This window comes from Roseovarius atlanticus, from assembly GCF_001441615.1.
Classification (GTDB): Bacteria; Pseudomonadota; Alphaproteobacteria; order Rhodobacterales; family Rhodobacteraceae; genus Roseovarius; species Roseovarius atlanticus.
This window is the reverse complement of record NZ_LAXJ01000021.1, coordinates 1-16,041: the sequence shown is the minus strand read 5'-3', so window position 1 is coordinate 16,041 and position 16,041 is coordinate 1. Positions and strand designations below refer to the sequence as shown.

Genomic DNA, 16,041 nt, shown 5'->3' with positions numbered 1-16,041 from the left:
CCCCCCGCCGGCGGGTGCGGTGGCCATGACGGCGGCCTTGTCGCCGGATGCCATCGCGCATCTGGGGTTCTGGTTCGCGATTGCACCGATTGGCGTGGGTACCGTGGCGCTCGTGGTTCTTGCGGCGATCTATGCGCGATTGACGGGGCGGCACTACCCGTTTCGGCAGTTCGATGATCCAAGCCAGCACGGCACTGGCGACCGCAATCCGACCGAACGGCTGGGGCTATCCGAGGATGAACTGACAAACATCCTGGAGCGCTACAGCCAGTCCTTCAACCTTGGCGTCGAGGACCTGGCGCGCCTGATCGGGGCAGCGGAGATGCAGGCCGCGGCTCATCACTCCGTTCCGGTGACGGCACAGGACATCATGTCCCGGGACCTTGTCACGATCCGCTCCGAAACGTCCCTGGGCGAGGTCGCGGACCTGTTTCGGCAGCATCGTTTCACGTCCCTTCCTGTCGTCGAGCAGGGCGAGAAGTTCCTGGGAGTCATCTTTCAGATCCATTTGATACGCCAGGCAAGAGAGGATGCTTTGCGCCTTGACCGCGGATACGCTGCCGCCTTGCGACGTCTGCTGGACCGAAACCGCGAAAATCCGACAAGGGCCGGAGACATCATGAGTGTCGCCGGTCCCCGTGCGATGGCACATACGCCCATCGGGGCGTTGCTGCCGATGATGGCCGAGGGGGGGACGGATGCGGTTGCTGTTCTGGAAAAAGACAAGATAATCGGTATCGTTACACGAACGGACCTTGTCGCGGCACTGGCGAGAAACGTGGTGCGAACAAACCCGAATTAGGTAGATGTACGGCTACGGAGTTCGGTTGCGGTAAAAGTACTTGATCAACTCAATGGATCGGGCGATGGCGGAGGCCGCGTCAGTGGAACGCGACTAAGGAGAATTGGCCTCAACTTGCAGTCAAATCGGGAGCGAGATGACTAAAACGCGCGACGTAACCGAAGCCAAGCGACCGTGGCCGAGTCCTTATGTTCAGGTTGGAGGGCTCGTCGCCGGAATGGCGCTAATTGCGCTTGGCAACGGACTGATGGCAACTTACGTGCCGGTACGCCTCGATCAGGCGGGACTCGGGCAGCGCAACGTTGGGCTCGTTGTGACGGCGTATGCTGCGGGCATGTTGCTTGGATGCCTTCTGTCGGGGCATATGGTGCGTCGCAGCGGTCACGTGCGTGCATTCACATCGCTGGCGGCCATCGGCACGATTTCGGCGCTTCTTCTGGCCCTTGATGTAGGCTTGTATTCCTGGGGCGGACTGCGGGTGTTGGGCGGGTTCTGCACGACCGGAATGTTCATGGTAGCTCAAAGCTGGCTGAACGCCGTGACCATTTCCAATTGGCGCGGGCGGGTCATGGCGCTGTTTTACATAAGCTACACGCTTGGACTCGCCGGCGGCGCACTTCTTATGCGAGTAGTGGATATCGAAGGGACAGCGGCCCTGATGCTGCTTGCGGGTCTTTACGCAGCGGCCATCATTCCGGTTGGGCTCACGCGGTTGCAGCAGCCAGCGCCGCCCGAACGCATAGCGGTCCGTCCGATTGCAGTTTACCGGATTTCACCCGTAGGCTTGGTAGGTGCGTTCGTTTCGGGCGGCCTAGGCATGACGATGATGGGTGTTGGCCCGATGTATGGCACCGAGATCGGACTGGAGGCGGGCGACATCGCTTTACTGATTGCAGCCCTTCAGGGCGGTAACATGGTTATACAATGGCCACTCGGCTGGCTCAGCGACCGTATGGATCGGCGTCGAGTCATTCTTGGCGCAGGGCTTGGCGTCTCGGCGGTGTCGGTTGCGATTGCGGGTGGCGGCGCAGCACTCAGCGGCGACGGTTTTTGGGCACTTCTCGTGCTGTTCGCAATTTGGGGTGGCCTCGCGGAGTCGCTTTACACGATCTCAACCGCTCACACCAATGACCACACGGATCCGGCTGATCACGTGATGGTTTCATCGACGATTCTGATTATGTGGGCGAGCGGAGCGACAATTGGTCCGGCGGTGGCGACCGCGGCTCTTGAGTTTGCCGGTACGTCGGGGCTTTGGGCGTTCTTCCTGGCGGAAGCAAGCTTCTTCGCCGCTTTCGTTCTCTGGCGCTTGGCTCAACGAGGGCGTCCGGATGCAGAAAGCCAGGAAAGCTTCCAAAGTTGGCCGGCCTCCGCGCCACCTATTCCCGAGTGGAATCCCAATGCTCCAGAGACAGAGTGAACCGCAGGTTTGCATCACCGGGAGGATAGGGCAGCAGTCAAATAGGGATCGGTCCTGCCAATTGCCTATACTTCCATTGTCGCTCACGAGCTGGCAGCGCCTTTACTTTCGGCGTCCACGCCTGCCAAAGAGAGCAAACTCGGACAAAAGGGCGAGGAGCAGCCCTTCAGGAACCAGGACTGATCTATAAATCGGAGTTGTTTCCCAATCCGGATAATGGTCTCGGCAGGGTGCGATGTCTGCAATTGGGGTAGAGCGATCGGGCTTGAGCACTGCTCACGACCTCCTTGTCACCTACACAGAGAACGTTTGGTCCGCGTTCAAAAACAGTCGTTTTGAAGAACCGATTGAACAAACCTCGGTACTTTCGGGCATCGAGGGATCAAAGGACATTTTACGTGCTTTCCTGGATTTGGCGAAAACATGGTTTCGTGTCATGCAAACCTGCGATGGATGAGATGACTCTAAGGCGATCTCTGCCGGAAATTGATCTCTCGCATAGTCGTCTCAAACCAGTCCACCGTCGAGACTCGGTCTTCGAGCCTTCCGGTTTCCAGATTGAGAATGAATGCCCCTCCGCCGAACTCATTCAGGCGTGGTTTGCTACAGCTTTCGCTGTAGGCAAATCCCCAGTACCCGGTGCACCCGATCTCTTCGGCAAGTCGCCGCACGAACGCGATCACCGCCTCGATATCCGCATCGCCATAGGCATCGCGCAACCACAGAACATTCGATGCGTCCTCTGCCTCGAGCACTGAAACATCGAAACTGTGCATACCCGTGCACGTTGTTTCGTCATCGCGTAGCGCGTCCAGAAGAGTTAAAGCGTACGAAGCCTCAGCTTCCGAATTCAGTACCAGGCTGCTTGAAAATTGAGTAAAGTGGCAAGCCATTTGCGTCTCCATAATTTTTACGAGAAGCATTTGGGCTCGAAATCTTAAAGAGTTGTAAAATTCTGAGAGAAGCCCAGTGTATTAAATAAATATCAAGGTCTTACGTGGTTTCGCGTTGACTTTCGTTTTCACACGGCGACCTTAGAAAAGGCGACACCGGCGATGCCGGTGTCGCTACAGGATCGCCCAACGGGAGACGGAAGGGCGATCAATTCGGTTGGTGAACTGTGTTGCAACCAAGTAGAAATGTCACTGCTTGTGCAAAGCAGAAGTGTCACCACAGGGCGCTACGGGAGCAAGGCTTTGCAGCCCGGAGACCTCAAATATCGCAGGGCTGAAAAGCCTTGCGGGCTACCATCCCGAAGGTATCGGTCATATCCCTGAACGGTTGATACATTAGGTCTGGATGCATAGGCTTCGGCCATGGATTATCCTCCCTGGCTTCCCAAACCTGAATACTCAAGACGCGGCATGTTGCTCGCTCTGGCGCGTTGCATCTATGAGAATTGGTACCGACCGGAGATGCACGCGGAGAAGGGCGAGATTTTGACTTTCGACAATCTTTGCTCTGGCAGCCTTGAGCGTGTTGCTTCTGTTCTGCAGCAGACTGGTTTCACCAGCTACATAGACCACATCGGTCGCCGGAGTGTCTTCAACGTGGGGCCGGACCAATTTAGCGAGCTCGCTGATGCAGCCCAAGACGCTGCGATTTCTGACAACGAGATTGAAGAAACTGTCGTGAAGTTGGCGGAAGCAAATTACAAGACAAACCTCGAGATTGAGAAACTCGCCGAGATGATCGCAAGCCGGTCGTAACACATTTATTGGCTTTGAGCTGCTCTCTCGGCACGCCTGCGCTCGTAGTACGCTTCCATCTTGGAAGGCCTTCCAGGCGGGCGGCGGCCAGTCTTTTTGTAGCCGTTCTTCGCGCTGACAGGTTTGACCTTTGGCGGTGGCGCTGCCTTCTCCTGTTCTTCTTTGATGTGTGCCAGAACGGCGCTCAGATGCTTGTTCTCGGTTATCGCGGCGTGCGTGACGCGCTGTTGGTGCGGATCGAAGATGGCGCAGGGCAGGGCAACGCCTTTTGCGCGGACCTGAATGCGCCCGTCTGGCATCTCGTAGACATCCACGTACTTGCCGACGAGACCGCGCGTCAGATCGTTGACCTCGAGCCGGATGCGCTTGCGGTCGTACTTCAGGGTCAAATCCTTGGTGACATAGCGTTTGTCCCGAAGGCAAAAGACCTCGGCGAGGCGATCCGGTTCTATGTTCAGGGCGCTGTGCAGGTTGTCTGGTTTGGCCGGAGCCTTTGCAAACTTGGCGTTGTAGCGTTCAACGAAACCCACAAGGAACGCGTTGCCATCTTCAATGCCCGAGATGCCTGCGATCCGCAGCTCCTTGACCAGTCGATCTTGCAGTGTCCGGTTCGCGCGTTCGACGCGGCCTTTGGCTTGGGAAGAATTGGCACAGATGATCTCGATGTTCAGCTCGGCCAGAGCGCGCCCAAACTGCGTCATGCCTGTCATGTGTTCGTTCGGCTTTGGAACGCGGAAAACGGTGTGTTTGTCGCTGTAGAAAGCGACAGGCCGACCATGTTTGAGCAGATAGCTTTCCAGGGCTTCGAAATAGCTGAAGGTGCTTTCTGACCTCACGAAGCGCAGTTCCATCAGCGTGCTGGTCGCGTCATCAATGAAGACGAGCAGGGTGCAGGGATCGCCCCGATCCTCAAACCATCGGTGGTCAGACCCGTCGATCTGGATCAGCTCGCCAAAGCACTCCCTACGTAGACGCGGCTGGTGGAATGTCCGCCGTTGTTTGCGCGACAGCCAGATGCCGTCTTCCTGCATCCATTTGCGAACTGTCTCGCGGGATACTTTGAACCCATGTTGTTCGGACAGCATCTCAGCGGCCAAGGTCGGCCCGAAATCCGAATACTGTTCCTTGATCAAGGTCAGCGCATAGTCGCGCTTGGCATGATGAATGCGATTGTTTGGCGGCTTACCACGCGCCTTGTGCCGGATCGCTGATGCGCCGTCCTGCCGATATCGCTTTAACAATCGGAAAATCTGCCGCCGTGTCAGGCTCAACATGTTCGCCGCATTATCAACGCTCAGCCGTCCGTCATCGACCTGCGCCAGCACTTCCACGCGGTTCAACTCGCGCTCGCTCATAACCACCCATCCCATGTCTGCTCACCCTCAATGATTTTTGAGGGCAGAGTGACATTCCTGAATTGCTCATGGGTGACATTTTAGCTTTGCGGCTACAGCGGCTACAAAACTGCGTGGCGCATAATCATTCTTATGTTAATTTCCAGACCCCGCCATCTTGTACCACCCGCGACTCAGACAACAGCTTCTCCAGATGCGCCGCAACGTTTCGTTCTGCGGCCATTGCGATATGTGGGTCGGTTTTCTGGTAGACGGAAGCGGCGATATTCTGGACCGAATCCGGGGAGTTTGAGAGGTGGGCGAGGATCTCTGCCTCGCGACGCATGCGGTTGGAAAGCAACCGTTTGACGTAAGGTTGCGGATCCCGGAGTATAGGTCCGTGCCCCGGAAAGTAGATCCTATCGTCGCGCTCAATCAGCCGCTGTAGCTGCGCGCAGTAGTCGTGCATGTTTCCGTCAGGGGGGCTGACGATCGAACTGTTCCAACTCATAACGTGGTCGCCCGTGAAGAGCACTCCGTCAGGTCTCGCGAAACAAAGGTGGTCGCTCGCGTGACCAGGTGTGTGCAGGACGGTAAGACCGGCAATGACCTGTCCGTCCTCCAGAAACCGGTCAGGTCGAAATGCATCGTCAGGGAATGCCCGTGAGGCATAAACAGGTGCGTCTGTCCGTGCTCGCAGGGCTGGGACGACTCCTAAATGATCAGAATGGTGGTGGGTGAGCAGAATCCCGGATGGTTTGGCCCCCAAACTTTCGATGATTGCCTCGAAATGTGAACTGTCTTCTGCTGGGCCGGGGTCGATTATGAACCGACCATCAGGCGTATCAATGATGTAGCTATTTGTCCCGTGGTAGGTCATCTTTCCGGGATTGTTCGCGACGATCCTCAGAATTCCAGGGGCCAATTCGACTCCCTTCGCGCGGCAAGGCTCCGGCTCTGAGAAAAACATACTGCTTCTTTTCATTGTGTGCGACCAGGTATTGATTGCGAACAATCCTGTTCGCACAGTTTTGCGCATTGCTCTCGCATGGCACCGGAAACCTCAGGCTGGCGTCCGGTGCCTGTCAAATCTGGCATCCGGACCATTTCAACTTATATCGGACCAAGACCGTATCAGACTGAAACAATCTGATACAGTCTTGGGCTGACAGTCACACAGTGCGGCGATTATGGTAAGCAGTATACAGAACTACAGCAATTGTCGCCTTCGTCAGATCCCCGAGAAGGAACGGGTAAAGACCGGCGTTCAGCAACTTTTCGCCATAGCCGACAAAGCCACCCAACCAGAGCAGGCCTGCGCAATACATGGCTATAGAACCAAAAAAGACCGCGACAGATGCTCTGAACGCAAGCCGAAGTCCTTGCAGTGCTTGAACAATCCACCCGGCAGCGGCCGCTGCAAGTGCGAAGCCTACCAAGTATCCGCCTGTGGGACCCGCAATATACGCCAGTCCGGCCGGAGCCGGAGGCGTGCCTGCGAAGACCGGCAGGCCAAGCAGACCTTCAAAAAGGTATGTCACAACAACAAGACTACTGCGCACCGGCCCCAGGAAAAGGCCCAGACCCAAGACAACCAGGGTCTGTGTAGACATAGGTACGGGGTAGAACGGCACCACGATTTTGGCGGATAGTGTCAGAAGAATTGTGCCGACGAGTATTATCGAGATCTCTTGGGTAAGTTTTGCGAGTGTTTGGCTTTGAGTGGTTTCCAGATTCATCTTTTTCGTCCTTGTTTCTGTAGATTGTTAATTTTTTGGATAGTTAGCTCACATGCGCTTGGCGACTTCTTCCAACATGACTTCGCTCGCCCCGCCGCCGATGGCCTGCACACGGGCATCGCGTGACATGCGTTCCACCGGTGTTTCGCGCATATAACCCATGCCGCCGTGAAACTGGACGCAGTCATAAAGCACGCTGTTCACCAGTTCGCCGCAATAGGCTTTGACCATCGAGACCTCTTTCACGCAGTCACCGCCCGCGGCATCCAGACCGGCGGCGTGATAGACCAGCTGACGTCCTGCAGCGATCCGCGTCTGACAGTCGGCCAGCCGTTGGCGCACGGCCTGCTTGTCCCACAGAACGCCGCCAAAGGCCCTGCGCTGCTTGACATAATCCACGGTCATGTCCAGCGCGGTTTGCGCTTCGGCACAGGCCATCGCACCCAGCACAATGCGTTCGTTCTGGAAGTTCTTCATTACCGAATAGAAACCGCGGTTGACCTCGCCCAAGACGTTTTCGGCCGGGATGCGGACATCTTCGAAGATCAGTTCGGCAGTGTCCGAGCACAGCCAGCCGGTCTTGTTCAACGCCCGTCCGACCGAAAAGCCCGGCGTGCCTTTTTCGGCCGCAAATATGGTGATCCCGCGCGACCCCTTGGCATCGGGATCGGTCTTGGCACCGACAAAGTAGAGATCGCCATGCACGCCGTTGGTGATGAACATCTTGGTGCCGTTCAGCACCCAATCCGACCCGTCCCGCACCGCGCGGGAGCGCATGCCCGCCACGTCCGAGCCCGCGCTCGGTTCGGTCACAGCAACGGCGGTGATCATTTCGCCCGAGACGATCGACGGCATCCAGCGCGCCTTCTGTTCGGGCGTGCCGGCGTTTTCCAGATGCGGCGAGGCCATGTCGGTGTGGACCAGAACCGTGGCCGAGAACCCGCCGAAAGTGGATCGCCCGACCTCTTCGGCCAAAACCACGCTGGACATCACGTCCAGCCCCGCGCCGCCATACTGTTCGTCATAGCGCATCCCCAGCACGCCGAGATCACCCATCCGGCGCAGCACGTCGCGGGGTACCTTGCCCTCCTCCTCCCAAGGCTCGGCCTTGGCGGTCACCTCGGCTTCAATGAACCGGCGCAACTGGTTGCGGATCATCTCGAGGTCTTCGTTGAACGGGCCGGTGACCTGAGTAATGCTGTCTTGTCTGGTCATATGTTTTCCTCTGGATCGAGTTTGATAAGTGGGGCGTGCCCGGCGACCGTATAGCCGGGTGCACAATAGATTTCAGTCACCACGCCCGCGACCGGCGCGGGCAGGCTTTGCAACAGCTTCATGGCCTCAAGCACCACCAGCGTGTCACCGGCTTTGACGCGGTCGCCGAGTGCGACGCGCACCTCGGCCACGGCGCCGGGCATGGGTGCGGACAACAGGTCAGCGACGCCAGACCCGCCGGGGGCACGTTGCAGATGCTGGTCTTCCAGCGTACGCAGGTCTGTCGCGGTCATTCCAGCAGGGGTTTGCAGGTGCACTCGCCAGTGACTCGGCGCGCGCACGACGTAAGCGATGCGCGAAAACGGAACCCCGTCGATGCGTCCGCTCAGACGGCATCCTGTTAAAGCGGCACTCTCGACCGTGATGGTCTGGCCGTCCGGTTGAATGGCAGTCAACCCCGACCCGGAGCCGTTCATGCGGATCGGTTCGCCTTTGGTTGTGTCCCAATAGAAGGCCGCGCCGGACTGTCCCGCAGGGGCTGTGAGTCGCCATGACCCCAGGCTTTCCCAGGGCGACGCGCCCGCCGGCACGAGACGCAGATGCAGCGCCATCGCGGCAAAGGCCATGTCCCGGGGATCAGCGGACGGTTCAGTCCAGGCGCCTGGAAACATCTCGGGCAGGCCCGAGGTATGGTGCCGGAACGCCTCAAAATCCGGGTGTGCCAGTAACGCGCGTTGATAGGCCAGGTTCAGGCCGACGCCGCCGACAGCAAAAGCATCGATCGCGGTGATCGCCCTGCGGATCGCCCCGGCCCGATCCGGCGCGTGGACGATCAGCTTGGCAATCATGGAATCGTAGTGGTGGCCGACGACCGAACCGCACTCTACCCCAGTGTCCAGCCGCACATCCGCAGGCGGCGCCCAAAGGGTGATCTCGCCCGTTTCGGGGCGAAAATTCTCGGCCGGGTTTTCGGCGGCGATGCGGATTTCAATGGCGTGCCCGTCAAACTGCACATCGCCTTGCGTCAGCGCCAGCGGCTCGCCCCGCGCGATGCGCAACTGCCATTCGACCAGATCGATGCCGGTGATCGCCTCGGTCACGGGGTGTTCCACCTGCAACCGGGTATTCATTTCCAGAAAGTAGTATTCACCGCGCCCGGGGTCATAGAGGTATTCCACGGTGCCGGCCGAGCGATAACCGATCGCCTGCGCCAGCCGCACAGCCGCCGCGCGCATGTCGTCGCGCACAGCCTCGGGCAGATCGGCGGCGGGGGCCTCTTCGATCAGCTTTTGGTGGTTGCGTTGCAGCGAACAATCGCGGTCGCCCAGATGCAGCACGGTGCCGTGAGTGTCGCCCAGAACCTGAACTTCGACGTGGCGGGCACGGGGCGCATAGCGTTCGAGGAACACCGCCGGATCGCCGAAGGCGCTCTGCGCTTCGGCCCGGGCAGATGCAATCGCTTCGGGTGCGTCGCCCGGATCGGAGACCAGCCGCATCCCGCGTCCGCCGCCGCCGGCGCTGGCCTTGACCAGAAAGGGGGTGCCAAGCGCCTTGGCCTCTTGCAGCAGGCGCGCGTCGGACTGATCCTCGCCGCGATAGCCGGGCAGGACGGGCACGCCTGCGGCTTCGGCGGCAGCCTTGGCCTCGATCTTGGAGCCCATCCGCGCGATAGCGTCGGGTTCCGGCCCGATGAACACAAGGCCCGCCGCCTCGACCGCCGCCGCGAAACCGGCATTCTCAGACAGAAAACCATAGCCCGGGTGCACCGCACCCGCGCCCGTCGCCCGCGCGGCCTCAAAGATGGCCTCGACGTTCAAATAGCTGTCCGACGGGGCGGCCCCACCGATGCAGACGGCATGATCGGCCTCGGCCACGAAGGGCGCGTCGCGGTCCGCGTCCGAAAACACCGCTACGCTTTCCAGCCCCAGTTTGCGGCACCCGCGCTGGATGCGCCGGGCAATCTCGCCCCGGTTGGCGATCAGAACGCGGGTGAAGCTCATTTCACCCGCCATGACGGAACGCCCTTGTTGATGAAGCTGTTGATGCCTTCGATACCTTCCTCCGTCTCCCACGCATCGGCCAGCCGGTCGGCGGTGTAGATCATGTTGGTCTCCAGATCGTGGGACGCGACATAGGCGATCAGCGCCTTGGTATCGGCCACGGCACCCGGCGCGGCCTGAAGGTGATCATGCACCACCCGGTTCATCGTGGCGTCCAGGTCGCCCGGCGCGACAACTTCGGTCAACAGACCGATCCGCTCGGCGCGGGCCGTGTCGAACAACGCCCCCGACAGCATGGTTTCACGCGAATGCACCTTGCCGATGCGGGCCACCACATAAGGCGATATATTCGCGGGCAGAAGGCCCAGCTTGACCTCGGTCAGACCGAAGCGCGCGCCTTCGGCGCCGATGGTGTAGTCGCAGACGGAGATCATGCCGACACCGCCACCGTAGGCCGGGCCATTGATCCGCCCGATCAAGGGCTTGGGCAGCGTGTCAAGACGGTGCAACAGCCGCGCCAGCGTGGCGCTTTGTGCGACCCTTTCACTACGGGTTTTCTCGACATTAGAGGCGAACCAGTTGAAATCGCCGCCCGCGCAGAAGCTCTTGCCCGCGCCGGTCAGGACCACAATACGCACATCGTCATCTGCAGCCAGCTTTTCGGCGGCATCGTATAGCTCTGCATTCAATTCGCCATTCAGCGCATTGTGTTTGTCGGGGCGGTTGAGCGTCAGCGTGGCGACGCCGCGCGCATCGGTTTCGACAAGGATCGTGTTGTAGGTATTGGTCAACTTGAAGCCTCACATTCTGAATACAGGCGTATGGCGACCGGCTTCGGGAACCGATGTCACGATGGCCAGGCACAGGCCAAGGATATCGCGGGTTTGCGCGGGTTCGATCAGCCCGTCATCCCAAAGCCGCGAGGTGGCATAATAGGGATCGGACTGTTCACCGTACTGGGCCCGAACCTGCTCCTCGATCAGCTTCATGTCGGCCTCCATCTTGCCCGGGTCGCCCCCTTTCTGGCGGCGCAGTTCCAGCATCACATTTGTGGCGATGTCGGCAGACATGGTGGCCAGTTCCGCAGTGGGCCAGGCAAAGAGAAAACTCGGGGCGAAGCCACGTCCGCACATGCCGTAGTTGCCCGCCCCGTAAGAGCCACCCAGCAGCACCGACAGGCGCGGCACCTTGGCCACCGACATGGCATAAACCAGCTTGGCGCTGTCCTTGGCGATGCCGCCGCGTTCAGCGTCGGTGCCAACCATGAAGCCCGAGATGTTGTGGAGGAACAACAGCGGGATGTTGCGTTGATCGCACATCGACACGAATTGCGCGCCCTTGAGCGAACTGTCGGACACAAGCGCCCCATTATTTGCGAGAATGCCCACTCGATAGCCGTGAATCCGCGCGGTGCCGCAGACCAGCGTCTCACCCCATCCGGGCTTGAATTCGCGGAATTCGCCGGCGTCGATCATGCGCAGCAGAACCTCGCGCATGTCATAGGGCTGTTTGCGATCGGCGCTGATGACGCCAAGCAGTTCCTCTGGGTTGCGCGCCGGCGGCGCGCAGGTTGCATCGGGACCCATCGGGCGCGACAGGCCCAGTTCGGATACGATGTCGCGCATCAGAGCAAGCGCATGATACTCGTCCTCGGCCAGATGGTCAGACACACCGGAGACGCGCGAATGCATCTCGGCCCCCCCCAATGTTTCTCCATCAACCTCTTCGTTGATCGCCACCTTGACGATCGAGGGGCCGCCCAGATGGATGCGTGCGTTGCCGCGTACCATGATGACTTCGTCCGACAGGGCCGGGATATAGGCCCCACCGGCCGTGCAGCCTCCAAAGACCGCCGAGATCTGCGGCAGGCCGCTCGCGGACATGTTGGTTTGACGATAAAAGGAATTGCCGAAATGGCGGGCATCGGGGAAAACCCGGTCCTGCTCTGGCAGATAGGCACCGCCGCAATCCACCAGATAGAGGCAGGGCAGCCGGTTCTCGGCTGCGATTTCCTGGGCGCGGATGTGTTTCTGCACGGTTTCGTGATAGAAAGACCCACCCTTCACTGTCGCATCGTTGGCGATCACAACGCAGGGCAGCCCGTGGACGATCCCGATACCGGTCACGATCCCCGCACCGGGCACCTCGCCCCCGTATTGACCGTAGGCGGCAAGCGACGACAGCTCAAGAAACGCAGTGCCCGAATCCACCAGCAGGTCGATCCGTTCGCGGACCAACAGCTTGCTGCGCTTGCGATGCCGCGCGACCATGTCGGGGCGGCCGCCAGCCGTTGCTTCGGCGATCCGCGCGCGCAGCGTTTCGACGCGCTCGCTTTGTGCGGCGTGGTTGCGGGTGTAGGTCTTTGACGCGGTCAGCACCGCTGTTTCAAGACGTGCCATGAAGTCAGGTATCCTGTCTTTGGAGTATCCCGTTGAGGAACACATCGGCATAGGTGCGTGACAACGCATCGGCGCTACCGCGGTCCGGGTCGAACCAATCGAGCGTGGCGTTCAATGTACCGATCAGCATCAGGCGCAGGCGACGGATATCGACGTCTTGCTTCAGCGTGCCGTCTTTCTTAAGCTGGGACAGAAGACTGTCCCACTCTGCCTCATAGGCCCTTCGCGTGGGCAAGTTGGCATCCCGGACGGATTGCGGCACCTGCCCGAAAATACGCACATTCGCCGATGTATAATCGCTCACATCAAGAAGCGCGTGCAGATGCGCCCGGATCGCGGCGCGCAGTACCGTTTCGCCGTCGGTATCGGCCCGCAGGTCGGTGATGGCGTCTCTCATGCTCGCGTGAACGACTCGAATCCCTGCATCAAGAACGGCCGCGACGATCTCGTCCTTGGAACCGAAATGATAGTATATGCTACCCGCCTTGATCCCGGCGGCCTCGGCAATTTTTCGGAGCGAAACGGACCCGTAGCCTTGTTCGCGGAAAAGCCGCGCGGCAATGTCCAGCACCCCGTCCCGTCCAACCGCGCTGCGCGATGTCTCGTTGACTTTGATTGCCGTGTTTTGTGCCATAGACTTTCGTATCGCCCCAACGCCAAACTAATGCCTGTTAGGTTAATAACGCAAGTGAGTCAATCGTCGTGATCGGGCCAGACTAGAGTTTGCGGAAAATTCCGCATTGGCGACCGCCAAGAGGCCGCCCAGACATTAATGTGCTTGCCCGGACCCCGTCATCGGGTCCGGGTAAATGCCTTAGATCACGAAACCGCCACCGCAGATGACGTGCTGGCCTGAAATGAAGTTCGATTCGGGTGCACAGAACAGATAGACGGCACCGGCAGCTTCTTCCGGAGTGCCGACCCGGCCCAGCGGGATCATGCGCTCCATCTGGGACAGGAGGTCGGGATTCACGCCGACCTTGATCTCTTTTTCTTCGACCTTGATCGTGCTGTCGCCATCCGCGCTGCCTTCGGTCAGGCGGGTGCGAATCGGGCCGAAGGCGACGGCGTTGACGTTGACCTTATAGCGGCCCCATTCCTTGGCCATCGTCCGGGTGACCCCTAGGATACCGGCCTTAGCGGCGGAATAGTTGATCTGGCCAGCATTGCCGCCGGTCCCTGCAATGGACGAGATGTTGACTACCTTGCGGAACACCGCTTGCCCGGCGGCGGCCTCTTCCTTGGCCTTGGCGCTGATCACCGGCTGGGCAGCGCGCAGAATCTTGAAAGGTGCCGTCAGGTGGACGTCGATGATCGCCTGCCACTGTTCGTCGGACATCTTCTGAACGACGCTATCCCAAGTGTAGCCGGCGTTGTTCACGATGATGTCTAACCCGCCAAAGCTGTCCACGCCGGTCTTGATGAACCGTTCGGCAAAACCGTCTTCGGTGACGCTGCCGGCACAGACCACGGCCTCAGCTCCCATTGCGCGCACCGCCTCGGCGGTTTCATTGGCCGGACCGGCGTCCAGATCGTTAACCACCAGCCGAGCCCCTTCCGAGGCCAGTTTGAGAGCGATTTCGCGGCCAATGCCCCGGCCCGAGCCCGAGACCAGCGCAACGCGCCCGTCGAGTTTTCCAGTCATATTGATTCCTCCCGAAAGGCGCTGTCAGGCTTTTTCATAAAGCGTGGTGACGCAGGCCCCGCCGAGGCCCAGATTGTGCTGAAGCGCCAGACGTGCGCCATCAACCTGGCGCGCATCTGCCTGGCCGCGAAGCTGCTGAACGAGCTCGGTACATTGCGCTAGGCCGGTCGCCCCAAGCGGATGGCCTTTGGACAAAAGACCGCCCGACGGGTTGGTCACGTATTTTCCGCCGTAGGTGTTGTCGCCATCATCAACGAATTTCGCCGCTTCGCCGCGACCGCAAAGGCCAAGCGCCTCATAGGTGATCAGCTCGTTGTGGGCGAAACAGTCGTGAAGTTCGACCACATCCACGTCCTCGGGCCCGATGCCCGCGTCTTCGTAGACCTGATCGGCGGCGCGCTTGGCCATCGAAAAGCCGACCACTTCGCGCATGTCATGGGCTTCGAAAGTTTCCGGGCCGTCCGTCGTCATGGCCTGCGCCGCGATCCGAACCGAACTGTCCAATCCGTGCTTGTCGGCGAATTCCTTGGAACAAATGATCGCGGCGGCCGCGCCACAGGTTGGCGGACAGGCCATGAGCTTGGTCATGACGCCGGGCCAGACGACCTGGGCGGCCATGACATCTTCCGCCGTCACCTCCTGCCGGAACAGGGCAACCGGATTCTTCGCAGCATGTCGGCTGGCCTTGGCGCGGATTTTTGCGAAGGTTTCCAGGGGGGTGCCGAACTCGTCCATATGCGCCTTGCCCGCACCGCCGAAGTACCGCAGCGCCAGCGGGATCTCGGCACTGCCAACCAGTTCGTCGGTTTCTCTGTCGAATGCCGCAAACGGGCTGACCCGGTCATGGAACATCGCACCGATTGCGCCGGGCTGCATCTGTTCGAACCCAAGTGCCAGAGCACATTCGACCGCGCCGCTTTCAACTGCCTGCCGGGCCAGGAACAGGGCGGACGATCCGGTCGAGCAATTGTTGTTCACATTCAGAACCGGGATGCCTGTCATTCCGACATGGTACAGGGCGCGCTGACCGCAGGTGCTGTCGCCATAGACATAGCCCACATAGGCTTGTTGGATTTCTCTATAATCCAACCCCGCGTCTGCCAGAGCGGACCGGGTCGCAGCGGTCGCCATCACATCGTAGCTTTCGGATTTTCCCGGCTTCTGGAACGGGAAAATCCCAACGCCTGCAACATAGGCTTTGTCTGTCATCTCTCTCCCAAGTTCGGTCAGGCCAACCTGATCGGTCCGCCAGCCTATTTTCTACCATTTGTTAGATTTTAAATCCTAACCTTGGGAAGTGTCAATACCGCCAAGCTGTGACGTAGGGAGCTTGCGCTATTTTCTAACTTGTGTTTGTTTTCGGGCCACACGCCCTGATCGGCGGCACAATTGAGGGATTCTGGTCCCGGCGCAACCGCTGACAAGCGTTTAGCACTCAGCTTACGAAAGGTGGTCGGAATGGCATACTGTTATGAGTTCAAGGGTTTTATACCCGTCGTGCCCGAGGATACATATGTCCACCCCCAGGCCGTTCTGATCGGAAATGTCATCTTGGGTCATGGATGCTACATCGGCCCCGGAGCAAGCTTGCGGGGCGATTTCGGCAGGATCGTGATCGGGGATGGAGCCAATGTTCAGGACAATTGCATCATCCATTCCTTTCCCGGCCGCGACGCCGTGGTGGAAAGCGACGGCCACATCGGCCATGGCGCGATCCTGCACGGTTGCACAGTGGGCCGGAACGCTCTGGTCGGAATGAATTCCGTCATTATGGATGG

Annotated in this window: 14 protein-coding genes and 1 pseudogene; 4 read left to right on the top strand and 11 right to left on the bottom strand. The window is 59.6% G+C overall.

The genetic code is table 11. The features are described 5' to 3' along the window. A partial coding sequence (locus tag XM53_RS17480) for a CBS domain-containing protein (protein WP_057795673.1) occupies window positions 1–802 on the top strand: 802 nt, incomplete at its 5' end. Window positions 803–938: 136 nt separating this feature from the next. After that, window positions 939–2,222, top strand: coding sequence for an MFS transporter (locus XM53_RS17475; RefSeq protein WP_144435589.1), 1,284 nt, complete (start codon window positions 939–941; stop codon window positions 2,220–2,222). A 464-nt stretch (window positions 2,223–2,686) separates the two neighbouring features. Here XM53_RS17475 and XM53_RS17470 read toward each other — a convergent pair whose 3' ends face one another. Then, window positions 2,687–3,115 carry a hypothetical protein gene (locus XM53_RS17470; protein WP_160321407.1) on the bottom strand — a complete coding sequence of 143 codons (429 nt, stop codon included), beginning with the start codon at window positions 3,113–3,115 and terminating at the stop codon, window positions 2,687–2,689. A gap of 423 nt (window positions 3,116–3,538) precedes the next feature. Between XM53_RS17470 and XM53_RS17465 the strand changes: the two genes are divergently transcribed. Beyond that, on the top strand, window positions 3,539–3,931 hold the full coding sequence (locus XM53_RS17465; RefSeq protein WP_144435586.1) for a hypothetical protein: 393 nt from the start codon (window positions 3,539–3,541) through the stop codon (window positions 3,929–3,931). A 5-nt stretch (window positions 3,932–3,936) separates the two neighbouring features. Here XM53_RS17465 and XM53_RS17460 read toward each other — a convergent pair whose 3' ends face one another. From XM53_RS17460 to XM53_RS17415, 10 genes are all read right to left on the bottom strand, one after another. After that, window positions 3,937–5,301: an ISNCY family transposase gene (locus XM53_RS17460; RefSeq protein ID WP_057795663.1), complete on the bottom strand. Its 1,365-nt coding sequence runs from the start codon at window positions 5,299–5,301 to the stop codon at window positions 3,937–3,939. A 115-nt stretch (window positions 5,302–5,416) separates the two neighbouring features. Beyond that, complete coding sequence (locus tag XM53_RS17455; protein WP_082631079.1) at window positions 5,417–6,235, bottom strand: MBL fold metallo-hydrolase; 819 nt, start codon at window positions 6,233–6,235, stop codon at window positions 5,417–5,419. 202 nt (window positions 6,236–6,437) lie between these two features. Further along, window positions 6,438–7,004: a biotin transporter BioY gene (locus XM53_RS17450; protein ID WP_057795661.1), complete on the bottom strand. Its 567-nt coding sequence runs from the start codon at window positions 7,002–7,004 to the stop codon at window positions 6,438–6,440. A gap of 48 nt (window positions 7,005–7,052) precedes the next feature. Continuing rightward, complete coding sequence (locus tag XM53_RS17445; protein ID WP_057795660.1) at window positions 7,053–8,219, bottom strand: acyl-CoA dehydrogenase family protein; 1,167 nt, start codon at window positions 8,217–8,219, stop codon at window positions 7,053–7,055. After that, window positions 8,216–10,219 carry an acetyl/propionyl/methylcrotonyl-CoA carboxylase subunit alpha gene (locus tag XM53_RS17440; protein ID WP_236544542.1) on the bottom strand — a complete coding sequence of 668 codons (2,004 nt, stop codon included), beginning with the start codon at window positions 10,217–10,219 and terminating at the stop codon, window positions 8,216–8,218. The genes XM53_RS17445 and XM53_RS17440 overlap by 4 nt, the downstream gene beginning before the upstream one ends. Then, window positions 10,216–11,010 (bottom strand): crotonase/enoyl-CoA hydratase family protein, encoded by a 795-nt coding sequence (locus tag XM53_RS17435; RefSeq protein ID WP_057795656.1) that lies wholly within the window; start codon window positions 11,008–11,010, stop codon window positions 10,216–10,218. The genes XM53_RS17440 and XM53_RS17435 overlap by 4 nt, the downstream gene beginning before the upstream one ends. Window positions 11,011–11,019: 9 nt before the next feature. Next, window positions 11,020–12,618 (bottom strand): acyl-CoA carboxylase subunit beta, encoded by a 1,599-nt coding sequence (locus XM53_RS17430; RefSeq protein WP_057795654.1) that lies wholly within the window; start codon window positions 12,616–12,618, stop codon window positions 11,020–11,022. Window positions 12,619–12,622: 4 nt separating this feature from the next. Then, a complete protein-coding gene (locus tag XM53_RS17425; protein WP_236544541.1) occupies window positions 12,623–13,189 on the bottom strand; it encodes a TetR/AcrR family transcriptional regulator in 567 nt (188 codons plus the stop codon). Window positions 13,190–13,432: 243 nt separating this feature from the next. After that, complete coding sequence (locus tag XM53_RS17420; RefSeq protein WP_057795651.1) at window positions 13,433–14,263, bottom strand: SDR family NAD(P)-dependent oxidoreductase; 831 nt, start codon at window positions 14,261–14,263, stop codon at window positions 13,433–13,435. A gap of 24 nt (window positions 14,264–14,287) precedes the next feature. After that, complete coding sequence (locus tag XM53_RS17415; protein WP_057795650.1) at window positions 14,288–15,472, bottom strand: lipid-transfer protein; 1,185 nt, start codon at window positions 15,470–15,472, stop codon at window positions 14,288–14,290. Window positions 15,473–15,721: 249 nt separating this feature from the next. On the opposite strand from XM53_RS17415, the pseudogene XM53_RS17410 reads away from it, so the two are divergent. Beyond that, window positions 15,722–16,041 (top strand): annotated as a pseudogene (locus XM53_RS17410) (phenylacetic acid degradation protein PaaY); the annotation flags it as partial.

Excerpts from the sequence above, each read along its gene's own strand:
- XM53_RS17450 (WP_057795661.1), bottom strand. The coding sequence starts at position 7,004 with ATGAATCTGGAAACCACTCAAAGCCAAACACTCGCAAAACTTACCCAA.
- XM53_RS17430 (WP_057795654.1), bottom strand. The coding sequence starts at position 12,618 with ATGGCACGTCTTGAAACAGCGGTGCTGACCGCGTCAAAGACCTACACC.
- XM53_RS17455 (WP_082631079.1), bottom strand. The coding sequence starts at position 6,235 with ATGTTTTTCTCAGAGCCGGAGCCTTGCCGCGCGAAGGGAGTCGAATTG.
- XM53_RS17460 (WP_057795663.1), bottom strand. The coding sequence starts at position 5,301 with ATGGGATGGGTGGTTATGAGCGAGCGCGAGTTGAACCGCGTGGAAGTG.
- XM53_RS17465 (WP_144435586.1), top strand. The coding sequence starts at position 3,539 with ATGGATTATCCTCCCTGGCTTCCCAAACCTGAATACTCAAGACGCGGC.
- XM53_RS17475 (WP_144435589.1), top strand. The coding sequence starts at position 939 with ATGACTAAAACGCGCGACGTAACCGAAGCCAAGCGACCGTGGCCGAGT.
- XM53_RS17420 (WP_057795651.1), bottom strand. The coding sequence starts at position 14,263 with ATGACTGGAAAACTCGACGGGCGCGTTGCGCTGGTCTCGGGCTCGGGC.
- XM53_RS17445 (WP_057795660.1), bottom strand. The coding sequence starts at position 8,219 with ATGACCAGACAAGACAGCATTACTCAGGTCACCGGCCCGTTCAACGAA.
- XM53_RS17440 (WP_236544542.1), bottom strand. The coding sequence starts at position 10,219 with ATGAGCTTCACCCGCGTTCTGATCGCCAACCGGGGCGAGATTGCCCGG.
- XM53_RS17470 (WP_160321407.1), bottom strand. The coding sequence starts at position 3,115 with ATGGCTTGCCACTTTACTCAATTTTCAAGCAGCCTGGTACTGAATTCG.
- XM53_RS17415 (WP_057795650.1), bottom strand. The coding sequence starts at position 15,472 with ATGACAGACAAAGCCTATGTTGCAGGCGTTGGGATTTTCCCGTTCCAG.